Annotated in this window: 10 protein-coding genes; 6 read left to right on the top strand and 4 right to left on the bottom strand. The window is 61.4% G+C overall.

The window, feature by feature from the left end:
* Positions 1–85 precede the first annotated feature (85 nt).
* The 3 genes from AC2GXZ_RS11695 to AC2GXZ_RS11685 all read right to left on the bottom strand — a co-directional run bounded on the left by AC2GXZ_RS11695 (position 86) and on the right by AC2GXZ_RS11685 (position 6138).
* Positions 86–1294 carry a TIGR03862 family flavoprotein gene (locus AC2GXZ_RS11695; RefSeq protein WP_483759303.1) on the bottom strand — a complete coding sequence of 403 codons (1209 nt, stop codon included), beginning with the start codon at positions 1292–1294 and terminating at the stop codon, positions 86–88.
* Positions 1295–1319: 25 nt separating this feature from the next.
* Positions 1320–2222 carry a DMT family transporter gene (locus AC2GXZ_RS11690; RefSeq protein WP_483759302.1) on the bottom strand — a complete coding sequence of 301 codons (903 nt, stop codon included), beginning with the start codon at positions 2220–2222 and terminating at the stop codon, positions 1320–1322.
* A 271-nt stretch (positions 2223–2493) separates the two neighbouring features.
* Positions 2494–6138, bottom strand: a complete 3645-nt coding sequence (locus AC2GXZ_RS11685) for a hydantoinase B/oxoprolinase family protein (RefSeq protein WP_483759301.1) — start codon at positions 6136–6138, stop codon at positions 2494–2496.
* A 198-nt stretch (positions 6139–6336) separates the two neighbouring features.
* On the opposite strand from AC2GXZ_RS11685, the gene AC2GXZ_RS11680 reads away from it, so the two are divergent.
* Genes AC2GXZ_RS11680 through AC2GXZ_RS11665 form a run of 4 tightly spaced genes read left to right on the top strand, consistent with a single transcriptional unit; the run spans position 6337 to position 9823 of the window.
* Complete coding sequence (locus AC2GXZ_RS11680) at positions 6337–6921, top strand: TRAP transporter small permease (RefSeq protein WP_483759300.1); 585 nt, start codon at positions 6337–6339, stop codon at positions 6919–6921.
* Between the two features lie 4 nt (positions 6922–6925).
* Positions 6926–8239, top strand: a complete 1314-nt coding sequence (locus tag AC2GXZ_RS11675; RefSeq protein ID WP_483759299.1) for a TRAP transporter large permease — start codon at positions 6926–6928, stop codon at positions 8237–8239.
* A gap of 23 nt (positions 8240–8262) precedes the next feature.
* Positions 8263–9246: a TRAP transporter substrate-binding protein gene (locus tag AC2GXZ_RS11670; RefSeq protein ID WP_483759298.1), complete on the top strand. Its 984-nt coding sequence runs from the start codon at positions 8263–8265 to the stop codon at positions 9244–9246.
* Between the two features lie 55 nt (positions 9247–9301).
* Positions 9302–9823: a winged helix DNA-binding protein gene (locus AC2GXZ_RS11665; RefSeq protein ID WP_483759297.1), complete on the top strand. Its 522-nt coding sequence runs from the start codon at positions 9302–9304 to the stop codon at positions 9821–9823.
* A 5-nt stretch (positions 9824–9828) separates the two neighbouring features.
* Here the strand turns inward: AC2GXZ_RS11665 and AC2GXZ_RS11660 are convergent, their stop codons facing one another.
* Positions 9829–10653, bottom strand: coding sequence for an alpha/beta hydrolase (locus tag AC2GXZ_RS11660; protein WP_483759296.1), 825 nt, complete (start codon positions 10651–10653; stop codon positions 9829–9831).
* Between the two features lie 294 nt (positions 10654–10947).
* On the opposite strand from AC2GXZ_RS11660, the gene AC2GXZ_RS11655 reads away from it, so the two are divergent.
* The gene (locus AC2GXZ_RS11655; protein WP_483759295.1) at positions 10948–12084 is read left to right on the top strand and encodes an ABC transporter substrate-binding protein; all 1137 of its coding nucleotides are present in this window, start codon (positions 10948–10950) and stop codon (positions 12082–12084) included.
* Positions 12085–12093: 9 nt separating this feature from the next.
* Positions 12094–13017 carry a branched-chain amino acid ABC transporter permease gene (locus AC2GXZ_RS11650; RefSeq protein ID WP_483759294.1) on the top strand — a complete coding sequence of 308 codons (924 nt, stop codon included), beginning with the start codon at positions 12094–12096 and terminating at the stop codon, positions 13015–13017.
* The last annotated feature ends 2 nt before the right edge of the window (positions 13018–13019 follow it).

Genomic DNA, 13019 nt, shown 5'->3' with positions numbered 1-13019 from the left:
CTTCTACGTTATCCTGCGCGGGAATTTTCGCCGGACATTGATCCAGGACAATAGAGACTAGGCGTTGTTGGCTGTCCTGTCGAAATCAGCTGTTTTCCAGCCAGCGCCCGATGCCGCGTGCCGCGGCCCTCCCGGTCGCAAGACAGGCGGTCAGAAGGTAACCGCCGGTCGGCGCCTCCCAGTCGATCATCTCGCCGGCCGCAAACAGCCCGGGCCTGGCCGTCAGCATGTAATCCGGATTAAGCGCGCTCCAGGAAATGCCGCCGGCGGAGGAGATCGCCTCTGCGATCGGGCGGGGACGAAGAAGCGGGATGGGCAGGGCCTTGATGAGATCTGCCAGTGGCTCCGCCGCCATTCGGTTGGTGTCGGTTACGAGTTCGCGCAGAAGCGCCGCCTTGACGCCGTCGAGCCCGGCACCCTTGCGCAGCCGGTTGGAAAAACTCGTTTTGGCCTCCTGTCGAGAAAGATCGCGGATGAGACGTTCACGTGTGCGGCCCGGCATCAGATCGACGGTCAATGCTGCATGGCCATCCCGTGCCAGACGATCGCGCAAAGCTGCCGAATGGGCATAGACCAGACTTCCCTCGATCCCATGCCGGGAGACGACGAACTCGCCCGGATAGGTGCCGGCATCCGACGTGGTCGAAACCGATTTCAACGGCGCGCCGGCAAACCGTTCGACGAAGACATCGCTCCAGTTCGTATCGAAGCCGCAATTGGCCGGCTGCAGGTCACGGACCGCGATACCCCGGTCTCTCAGCCATGGCATCCAGGCGGCATCCGATCCGAGACGGGGCCAGCTTGCGCCACCGAGTGCCAGAAGCACCGCATCCGGCTGGATGGCGATTTCGCCCTCCGGCGCCTCGAAGTGAAGCCGATCGCCGTTAAATCCGGTAAAGCGATGCCGGGCTTTGAGCGAGACACCTTGCGCTTCCAGCCGCTTCAGCCAAGCGCGCAGAAGCGGCGAGGCTTTCATCGCCGTCGGAAAGACACGCCCGGATGTCCCGACGAATGTATCGGAGCCGAGCCCGGCCGCCCATGCGCGAACGTCGTCCGGTGTGAAGGCATCCAGCGCTGGCCGTAGATATGCGGACGAGGAGCCGAAACGGTCTGTGAAGCGCGAAAACTCTTCCGAATGAGTAATGTTCAGCCCGGATTTACCGGCAAGCAGGAATTTTCGCGCAAATGTCGGCATCGCGTCATAGACGGTAACGGTGTGATCCGTTGCGGAAAGCACTTCAGCGGCCATCAACCCTGCCGGGCCGCCGCCGATAATCGCGATTGTCTTCGTCATGCGCTCTTCGTTTGGAGGCCCGTTTCTACAGGCCGGGCTGCGGCGTCGCCGGGAGTGGACCACGGCTGCGTCGGAATTCGACGAAGATATGCCCGAAAAGCGCAACGAGCACGATAGGCCCGCCGATCAAAGTTGCCGATGGCGGCACTTCCGCCATGAAGATCCACACCCAGAGCGGCGTCAAAGGCACTTCCAGCGCGATCAGGAGACTGGCATCGGCAGCAGGGATCCATCTGGCGCCAAACGTATAGAGTATGAGGCCGATCGCATTCTGCACGACGCCGAACAAAAGGATCAGCACGATATCGTTTCCCGTGGCAGTACCGGGGCTGGCGAAGAAGAAGGTGGTCAGCGAACACAGATAGGCGGAAAACGCCATGGCTGGGATCATCGGCACATCGCGGTGCTGGCGCATGACGACGGCAAGTGCTGCAACCGTCAGCGTCATGATCGCGGCGAGCCCCTTGCCGAGCATCGAGCCGCCGCCGCTTGCATCGGTCAGCATCACGGCAACGCCTGAAAAGGCGATGGCACTGGCAATCAGCGTCGAGCGGCTGGCCTTTTCGCGAATGACGAGGAAGGCGACACCGGCGGTGACAAAAGGAACGGTCGCATAGATCACCATCGCATCGGCAACCGAGGTGTAATAGATCGAACCGAGACCGGAAATCATGCTGCCGGCGGAAAACAGCGTCGCGAGCAGCGTCGGCCCGCGCATCTTTTTCAGGATTTTCAGGCCGCGCGGAATGCCTTCGAGATAAAAGAAGAACATCAGCGTTGCGGTGCCTGAAACCAGACCGCGCAGAAAGATGATCGTTGGCAGATCGGCCGAGATCGAACGCATGAAAATGCCCGACAGCGACCATGCCAGCGCCGACAGCGCGACATAGATCACACCTAGGCGATACTGGCGGTCTTCGATGGTCATTCCCGGCCGGCCTCAAAAGCGAGAAAAGCCGGGGCGTTGCCTCCGGCTCAGCTTATCCATCAGGCCGCTTCCTTCTCTTCGTCATCTTCGGACTTGTGTCGAGCATCTACCCACGCCGACTTGCGTCGCGTGTTGCAGATGCTCGGAGCGGGCCCGAGCATGACGTCGGATAGGGGTGCCACCGGGGGACGTCTGAACCGGGACGGTAGTCCCGGCGGGGATTCGTCACAAGTTCTGCTTGCGCTGTCTTTCGCCGCAAACGGAACGGCGGTTACGCCTTGCCGTAACCGCCGGCCGTCGGCGTTACCACGGTGACCGCTTCGCCCGCCTCGATCAGCGTCTGGGCGCATCCGGCAAGCTCCTCGACCGAGCCGTCGAGACGGCGAACGGAGGTGAGCCCGAGCTCGCCCTCGCCGCCGCCTGAAAGCCCGTGTGGCCGGATTGTCCGGTGCGACGAGAGGATGGCGCAATCCATCTTCTCGAGGAAACGGATCGTCCGTTTCGTTCCGTCTCCGGCCGAAAATGCGCCCTTGCCGCCGGAGTTTTCGCGGATGTGGAAATCTTCGAGCAGCACCGGGTAGCGCGTTTCGAGGATTTCCGGGTCGGTGAGGCGGGAATTGGTCATGTGGACATGCACCGCATCCGTGCCGGCAAAACCGCTGCCATCGTTGAACTGTCCGGCCGGAGAGCCGGAGCACAGCGTCTCGTAATACTGGTAGGTCGCGTTGCCGAAGGTGAGATTGTTCATCGTTCCCTGGCTGGCCGCAATCGCTCCCAAAGCACCGAAAAGCGCGTTGGTTACATGCTGCGATGTCTCGACATTGCCGGCGACGACGGCTGCCGGATATTGCGGCTTCAGCATCGAGCCCTCCGGCACGATGATTTTGATCGGCTTCAGGCATCCCGCATTCATCGGGATCGAGCTTTCCACCATGACCCGGAAGACATAGAGGACCGCCGCCCGCGTGACCGGCTCCGGAGCATTGAAATTGTTCTTCTTCTGCGCGCTCGTGCCGGTAAAATCGACAATTGCCTCGCGTTTTTCCCGATCGATCGAAATCTTCACTTCAATCGTGCTGCCCTGGTCGGTGGCGTAGGAGAATTCGGCGTCGCTGAGTTTTTCGAGCACCCGGCGCACGCTTTCCTCCGCATTGTCCTGCACGTGGCCCATATAGGCCTGCACCACGGGAAGCCCGAATTGCGCGATCATCTTGCGCATTTCATGCACGCCCTTTTCGTTGGCGGCGATCTGGGCGCGCAGGTCCGCAACATTCTGGGCGACATTGCGGGCAGGGTAGGGGTGGTCGGACAGAAGATTGGTAATGCCCGCCTCGTCGAACCGGCCGCGATCGACCAGCAGCACGTTGTCGAACAGCACGCCCTCTTCGTCGACGGTCGTCGCAAGCGGCGTCATCGAACCCGGCGCCGTGCCGCCGACATCGGCATGATGGCCGCGTGAGGCGACATAAAAGAGGATGCCCTTGCCTGCGTCATCGAAGACCGGCGTCACGACGGTGATATCCGGCAGATGCGTGCCACCATTATAAGGGGCATTCAGCGCAAACACATCGCCGGGGCGGATCTTGCCCTTGTTTTGGGCGATCACGCTTTCCACCGAACGGTCCATCGAGCCGAGATGCACCGGCATATGCGGGGCGTTCGCCACCAGCGCGCCGTTTTCGTCGAACACGGCGCAGGAGAAATCCAGCCGCTCCTTGATATTGACCGAGGAGGCGGTGTTCTGCAGCGTCACGCCCATCTGTTCGGCAATCGACATGAACAGGTTGTTGAAGACTTCGAGCAGAACCGGATCGGCCTGCGTACCGACCGCCTTGGCGCGGGACAGTTCCGCGACACGCTTCAAAACGACATGGTTCAATCTGGTGATCTCGAAGGCCCAGCCGTCTTCGACCACGATCGTCTGATGCGGTTCGACGATCAGGCAGGGTCCATTGGCGCGGGCGCCCGGCGTGATGTCTGCGCGGCGATAAATGGGAGCCTCACGCCATGCGCCGCCCGAGAAGAACCGTGTGGCTTCCGCCGACGCCGGGGAAGTTTCGTCGAGCGAAAATTCCGGCTCCGAACTGTCCGCCCCGCCGCCGATCGCCTCGACTTCATAGGCTTCGAAAATGATCTCGCGATTCTCGAAGATGAAGCCGAACTGCTTTTTGTGGGCGGTTTCGAAGGCGGCAGTCATATCCGCCGCATCGGAAACAGTAACGGACAATGTCGTATCCGTGCCCTGATAGCGTAGATGGGCGCGGTGCAGCACGTCCGTATCGTCGTCCGCCACGCTCTGGCTTTTCATTTCGCCGAGCACTGCCGCCGTCAGCTCGTCACGAACCGGGGCAAGCGAGGCGAGCGCCGCGGCAAGGCCTTGCGAAACCGTGCGCTGGCGGGTGGCGCGGATATCGGCAAGCCCCATCCCATAGGCCGAAAGAATGCCGGAGAAGGGATGGATCAGCACGGTCGAAATGCCGAGTGCGTCAGCCGTCAGGCAGGCATGCTGGCCGCCGGCGCCGCCGAAGCAGGTCAGTGCATAATGGGTGACGTCATAACCGCGCTGGACGCTGATCTTTTTGACCGCATTGGCCATGTTTTCCACTGCGATGGCGAGGAATCCGTCGGCTACCTGTTCCGGCGTGCGGCCGTCGCCGACCACCTGCGCCATCTCCTCGAAAGCCGTGCGCACCGCATCCGCATCGAGCGGCTCATCGCGGTTGGGTCCGAAAATTTTCGGGAAGAGATCGGGCGACAGCTTGCCGAGCATCACATTGGCGTCGGTGACGGTCAGTGGTCCGCCGCGGCGATAGGCCTTCGGGCCGGGATTGGCGCCGGCCGAATCCGGTCCGGCGCGAAAACGGCCATTCTCGAAATGCAGGATCGAGCCGCCGCCGGCTGCCACCGTGTGGATCGACATCATTGGCGCGCGCATGCGCACACCCGCCACTTCCGTCTCGAAGGAACGTTCCAGCTCGCCGTCATAGTGGGAAACGTCGGTGGATGTGCCGCCCATGTCGAAACCGACCATTCGGTCGAACCCGGCAAGCCGCGAGGTTTCCACCGCACCGACCACGCCGCCGGCGGGACCGGACAGGATCGCATCCTTGCCCTGGAACAGCCGCGCGGCGGTAAGCCCGCCAGAGGATTGCATGAACATCAGCTGCGGACCGTCTTCACCACCGGCATTCGCGTCGGCGCCGAGTTCCGTCGCCACCTGCTCGACATAACGGCGTAGGATCGGTGACAGATAGGCATCGACCACGGTCGTATCGCCACGCCCGACCAGCTTGATCAGCGGCGAAACCTCGTGGCTGACGGAAATCTGGGTGAAACCGATCTCACCGGCAATCCTTGCTACCAGTTTTTCGTGAGCCGGGTAACGATAGGCGTGCATGAAGACAATGGCGATGGCGCGATAACCGGCCTCGAACTGCGCCTGCAGATCGTCGCGAACATTAGCTTCATCCGGCGCGGCCTCGACCGCACCATCGGCACGCACACGCTCATCGACCTCGACCACGGCACTGTAGAGCAGTTCCGGCTTGAGGATTTTCTTGGCAAAGATGTCGGCACGGGCCTGATAGCCGATTTCAAGCGCGTCGCGGAAACCACGCGTGGTGACCAGCAGCGTCTTCTCCCCCTTGCGCTCCAGAAGCGCGTTGGTGGCAACCGTTGTACCCATCTTCACCGCACCGATCAGACCGGAGGGGATCGGTTTGCCAGCCGCAACGCCCAGAAGCTCACGGATGCCCTGCACCGCTGCATCCCGGTAAGCCTCGGGATTTTCGGAAAGAACCTTGTGGGCGACAAGCGTTCCATCCGGCTTGCGGCCGACGATATCGGTGAATGTGCCACCGCGATCGATCCAGAAATCCCATTTCCCGGCAGTCGCACCGGTCGCATCGATAGCCATGTTCCGCCCCTCAAAAAGCTTGATTTGCGCAAACGAAAACATTTCGTCGATAAAACGTCAATGATTGATTGACAGGAAAATGCCTATTACGGCATCATGCCTATCGAACGGGCAAAGTGGCCGTAGAGCCTCGTCCGCAACGGCAACCGAGGGGAAGCCATATGAGCGATTTCCGCATTTTCGAGCGGAGGGCAAGCCGTGTCCACCGTTGATCCACGCCACAGCATTTTCCCCCAATGGCTCCGCAAGGGGCTCGACGGGCTCTATCTCGTTTCCGGCTGGCTGGCCGGTGCCTTCCTCGTTGCCATCTTCGTCATCATGCTGGCTCTGTCGGCCGGTCGGCCGCTTGGCATCGATGTCCCGGCCGGTGACGATTTCGCCTCCTGGGCCATGGCGGCCTCGGCCTTTCTCGGTCTTGCCCACACGTTCCGTTCCGGCGAGATGATCCGCGTTGGCCTGCTCGTCGAGCGAATGACCGGCAGGACCCGCCAGCTGTTCGAGATATCCGCCCTTCTGATCGGCTCTGCCGCGGCGATCTATTTCGCCTGGTACGCCTTCGACATGAACCGCACCTCCTTCGAGTTCAACGACCTCGCCCAGGGCGTCATCGCCATGCCGCTCTGGATCCCGCAGATCGGTTTTTCCGCCGGCCTGGTCATTCTTGCAATCGCCATGGTCGACGAGCTTCTTCATGTCCTGTTCGGCGGTTTCCCCCGCTACGAGAAGCCGGCGCCGGAAACGGCCGAGGAAGCCATCGAACGCGCCATCCAGAGCGGGGCCTGATCACATGGGTACAGTTGAACTTGTCGAAATCTCGGGCATCATTCTGGTTGCCCTTCTGGCGCTTCTGGCAAGCGGCGTGTGGATCGGTTTTTCGCTGCTGATCTGCGGCTTCATTGCCATGCTGTTCATGCCGGGCATCCCGGTCGGGGCAGTGCTTGCCACCAATTCCTGGAGCAACGGCGCCTCCTGGTCGCTCGCGGCCCTGCCGCTTTTCGTGTGGATGGGCGAAATCCTGTTCAGGACAAAATTGTCGGAAGAAATGTTCCGTGGCCTGGCGCCCTGGCTCGGCTGGCTTCCGGGCCGGCTCATGCATGTCAATGTTCTCGGCTGCGGCCTGTTCGGCTCGATCTCCGGCTCTTCCGCCGCAACCACGGCCATGATCGCCAAGATCGCCCTGCCGGAACTGAAGAAGCGCGGTTATGACGAAATGGTCAGCCTCGGTTCGCTCGCCGGTGCCGGCACGCTCGGTATCCTCATTCCGCCATCGATCACCATGGTCGTTTATGCGGTGGCGGCCAATGTCTCGATCATCCAGATCTTTTTGGCCGGCTTCCTGCCGAGCGCCATCGTCATGGTGCTTTATTGCGGTTACATCGCCATCTGGTCGCTGCTCAATCCGGACAAGACGCCGCCGGCTCCGCCGAAGATGAGTTTTAAGGAAAAGCTGAAGGAATCGGCCAATCTCATTCCGGTCTCCCTGCTGATCATTCTCGTTTTCGCCACCCTCATGCTCGGCTGGGCAACCGCGACGGAATGCGCCGCCTGGGGCGTGCTCGGTTCGCTCGGCATTGCAGCCTGGTCGCGCTCGCTGACCTGGAAATCCTTCTGGGACAGCGTGATGGGGGCAACCCGGCTCACCTGCATGATCATGCTGATCCTGACCGGCGCCGGTTTCATGTCGATCGCCATGGGTTATACCGGCATTCCCAATGCGCTGGCCGAATGGGTCGACAGCTTCCACCTGAGCCCTTACGCGCTGATTGCCGTGCTGACGGTGATGTATATCCTGCTCGGTGCCGCCCTCGATGGCCTGTCGATGATCGTGCTGACCACCGTCGTCGTTCTGCCAATGATCGAACAGGCCGGGTTTGACCTTGTCTGGTTCGGCATCTTCCTCGTCCTGATCGTCGAAATGGCCGAGGTCTCACCGCCGGTCGGCTTTAACCTCTTCGTCCTCCAGACGATGAGCGGCCGCGACAGCCTGACGGTGGCGAAGGCCTCGCTGCCCTTCTTCTTCCTGCTCGTGGCGACAGTCGCCATCATCACGGTCTTCCCGGATATCGTGATGGTCCTGCCGAGAATGGCGTTTCCGGGATAACAACAGAGAGGGAACTGAACACCATGAACGTCACTGCCAAATTTGCGCGATGGGGCCTTGCTGGCTTAACCCTTCTCGCCACCACCGCTCCGTCCTTGGCCGCCAACTGGGTCCTGCCGTCCGCCTATCCGCCGGCAAACTACCATGTCGAAAACCTCAACCAGTTCGCCAAGGATATCGACGAAGCGACCAAGGGCGAGCTGAAGATCACCGTCCATCCCAATGCGTCGCTGTTCAAGGCGCCGGATATCAAGCGCGCCGTCCAGACCGGCCAGGCGCAGGTCGGCGAAGTTCTGCTGTCGCTGCATGAAAACGAAAACCCGGTCTTCGGCCTCGATGTGGTGCCATTCCTTGCGACAAGCTTCGAACAGTCGAAGAAGCTTTATGCCGCCTCCAAGCCCGCCATCGAACAGGCACTCGACAAGCAGGGCCTCAAGCTTCTCTACACCACGCCATGGCCGCCGCAGGGCATCTTCACCAAGAAGGACGTCAACTCTGTTGCCGACCTGAAGGGCCTGAAATGGCGCGCTTACAACGTCGGCACGTCTCGCATCGCCGAAATCGTCGGCGCCCAGCCGGTCACCGTCCAGGCGGCCGAACTGCCGCAGGCGCTTGCAACCGGCGTCGTCGACGGCCTGATGACTTCGTCGGCAACCGGCGTCGATTCAAAGATCTGGGAATCGCTTACTCATTATTACGACACCCAGGCGTGGATCCCGAAGAACGTCATCTTCGTCAACAAGGCCGCCTTCACCGCCCTTGACCCGGCCGTCCAGAAGGCCGTGACGGATGCCGCAGCCGCTGCCGAAACCCGCGGCTGGGCGCTCGCTGCCGAAAGGACGCAATCCTACATGGACACGTTGAAGAAGAACGGTATGCAGGTTCTCGAACCTTCCGCCGAGCTGAAGACCGGCCTGTCCGAAGTGGGTGCCAAGCTCACCGAAGACTGGTCTAAAAAGGCCAGTGCCGATGGCCAGGCTATTCTCGACGCCTACAAGAAGATGTGATTTGAGATGCGCCGCGCCGGGTCCTATCGCGGCGCATCTTTTCCCGGAGGAGACCATGTCAGAACCGAAAGATAGCCTTGGCCCGATCGTCTCTTCGGAACATCTGGCAAGCGGTGCGCTTCCCGCCTTGTCCGAGATAGAGTTCGGCTTGGTGATGCTCAATCATGCCTTCAGCCGCTGGATCGTGCGCTGCATGGCAGCCGCCGGCGTGCCCGACCTGTCCTTCATCGACATCCTTGTGCTGCACAATATCAACAGCCGCAACAAGCCGAAGACGCTGGCCGATATCGCGCTCGTGCTCAACATCGAGGATACCCACCTCGTCACCTATGCGCTGAAAAAACTGGAACGGCTGAAGCTGATCAGGTCCGGCCGTCGCGGCAAGGAAAAGCTGGTCATGGTGACCGAGGCCGGTGCCGCTGCCTGCGCCCGCTACAAGACGATGCGCGAAAGCCTGCTGGTGAAATCCGTGCTGGCCACCGAGGTGTCCGCCGACATGTTGTCGGATGTCGCGGCACGGCTGCGGGCTCTGTCCGGCCAATACGACCAGGCCGCGCGCGCCGCCGCGTCGCTATAAAGCTGTCAGGAAAGAAGCGCTTCGGTCAGCGGGTGATGCGGATCGACAAGCCCGTCGAGCACGTTGAAATGGTGGCGGTCGGGCTCTTCGATACACTCCGTCTCGGCGCCGAGACCTTTCCAGATATTGGCGAGCAGGGCGTTCTGGCGCAGAAACTCGGACCGCTCGGTAGCACCCACCCAGCAGATGACCCGGCTGCGGGGAAAAGGTTCAAGCAGCGCCGGGCTTTCCAGATAGGCTTCTTCCGCGTCGATCCGCTGCTTGGCGTTCATCTTGGTGTTCATGATCGGGCGAAGGTCATGAACGCCGGAAATCGACACGACCTTGACGATCCGCTTGCGCACGTCTTCGGCAAGTGGCGAGGTGGCGCTGGCCATGCGAGTGACCAGATGCCCGCCGGCCGAATGTCCGGCAAGCCGGATCGGCCCGGAGACGATGTCGGCGGCAGCCTCGATCGCCTTGCCGATCTCCCGAGTAATGTCGGAAATCCGGTTTTCCGGTGCGAGCGTATATCCGGGTATCGCCACCGCATAACCCGTCTCCACCGCGCCATGGGCGAGATGCGACCAGTAGCTGTTGTCAAGCCCGATCCAGAAACCGCCATGGACGAAGACGACGAGGCCGATCGGATCACCGGCGGGCAGAAACAGGTCGAAACGGTTGCGTGGCCTGTCGCCATAGGAGAGGCCGAGCCTTGCCTGGCCCGTGGCCGCCATGCGCTCGCGATAATCCTTTGCCGGCTCAACCCACGCGCCCGGCCAGCGATCGCCCTGGGCAATGTTGATCCCGTTGGCATAGGCGTCGTCCCAGTCGATGATCTTGTGGCGCATGCGTCTCTCCTTGCCGGTCCTGCTTCGTCTTACATACCGCTAAGCTGCGGTCTCGAAAGATTAAAACACTGCGGTCGAGGCCACGTTCCCTCGATTGTGAGCGATAGGACGGCAGGCGGCGCAACCTTGCCGGGAGGAGATTGCCATCTCTGCCGAAATGAGCCTTTCAATGCTGGAATCGCTGTACCGGAGGTGGAAGTTTTCGCGCGAATGTGGAAGGTAACTGTTCCGCCGCGGCGATATGCAATGCGATACGTTGGGCAGGACCGGGGAACGATAAAGGGGAGTACCGCAATGAAGAATATGCTGGCAGCCGCAACCATGGCACTCAGCCTCGGCGTATCGGGCCTGGCAATGGCCGAGCCGCTCAAGATCGGCATGATCACCACGTTGTCGGGCGGTGGCGCCGGCCTCGGCGTCGATACCCGCGATGGCTTCATGCTGGCGATCAAGCAGTCGGGTAACAAGGACATTACCGTCGTCACCGAAGACGACGCCCAGAAGCCGGAAATCGCCGTGCAGATCGCCGACAAGATGATCCAGAGCGATCAGGTCGACGTGCTGACCGGCATCGTCTGGTCGAACCTGCTGATGGCGGTTGTTCCGGGCGCGGTTGCGCAAGGGAAATTCTACGTCTCCACCAATGCAGCACCCGCAGCGCTTGCCGGCGCCGGCTGCAACAGGCTCTATTTCAACGCCGCCTATCAGAACGACAACCTGCATGAGGCAATGGGCGAATACGCGGCCAAGACCTACAAGAAGATGTTCATCCTTGCCCCGAACTATCCGGCCGGCAAGGATTCGCTCACCGGCTTCAAGCGTTATTACAAGGGCGAGCTGGCCGGCGAGGTCTATACCAAGGTCGGCCAGACCGATTACGCCGCCGAGAGCGCCCAGATGCGGGCATCAGGCGCCGATGGCATCTTCGTTTTCCTGCCCGGCGGCATGGGTATTTCCTTCATGAAGCAGTTCGCCCAGTCGGGGGTAAAGATCCCGGTCATGGGCCCGGGCTTCTCCTTCAGCCAGGATGTGCTGCCGGCGATCGGTGACGCGGCGCTCGGCGCCAAGGCATCCGGTCAGTGGGCACCGGATTTCGATACAGAGGTCAGCAAGAAATTCGTCGCCGACTTCCAGAAGGAATATAACCGCCTTCCCTCCATCTATGCCTTGCAGGCCTTTGATGCGGCACAGCTGATCGTCTCGGCCGCCGCCAAGGCGAGCGTCAAGGACGAGGATGCCTTCCGTGCCGAACTGTTGAAGGCCGACATTCAGTCTCCGCGTGGAAAATTCAAGTTCAACACCAACCAGCATCCGATCCAGGATATCTACCTGACCGAAGTGGTGAAGAAGGACGGCGTGCTGACCAACAAAACGGTCGAGAAGATCTTTACCGATCACGGCGACGCCTATGCCAAAGACTGCAAGATCTAAGGCCAGTCCGTGACCATCGCACTTGCTCTCGAGCAGTTGCTGAACGGCATCCAGCTCGGCGTCATGTTGTTTCTCATGGCCGCCGGGCTGACGCTGATCTTCGGCGTCATGGGCCTGATCAACCTTGCACACGGCTCGCTCTACATGGTTGGCGCATTCGCCTGCGCAACTGTTGCCGCCTGGACGGGCTCGTTCTGGCTCGGCCTTGTTGCCAGCCTTGCCTGTGCTGCCGCGGCGGGCGCGATCGTCGAGCTGGCGGTTGTCCGCAGGCTTTACGACCGCGACCATCTCGATCAGGTCCTGGCGACCTTCGCGCTGATCCTGGTGTTTTCAGAAGGCACCCGCTGGTTGTTCGGCTCGTTCCCGCTTTATCTCGATATCCCGTCATTGCTGCAGGGTGCAGTGATCCTGCCGGGCGACGCGACCTATCCGGTCTATCGCCTCGCGATCATCGTCGTTGGCGCGCTGGTAGCGCTCGGGCTTTATCTCCTGATTGGCAAGACGCGGCTCGGCATGCGCATCCGCGCCGGCGAAAATGACCGCGAGATGATCGGCGCGCTGGGTGTCGATATCCGCACACTCTATACGCTGGTCTTCGCGCTTGGATCCGCGCTCGCAGGTCTGGCCGGCGCATTGGTCGGCGCGATCCAGTCGGTTCAGGTCGGCATGGGCGAGCCGGTGCTGATCCTTGCTTTCGTTGTTATCGTCATTGGCGGTATCGGCTCGATCAAGGGCGCGCTTTATGCTGCGCTGCTGGTCGGCATTACCGATACGCTCGGACGCCTCCTGCTGCCGCAAGTGCTGGCGCTGTTCGTCGACCCATCCCAGGCGGGCATGATTGGCGGGGCCCTGGCCTCGATGCTGATCTATGTCGTCATGGCGGTCGTGCTGGCCGTAAAACCGCGCGGGCTCTTCCCGCCGGCGCATGCGTGAGG

This window comes from Aliirhizobium sp. YIM B11859 (assembly GCF_057163345.1).
This window is presented reverse-complemented; position numbering and strand designations above follow the sequence as displayed.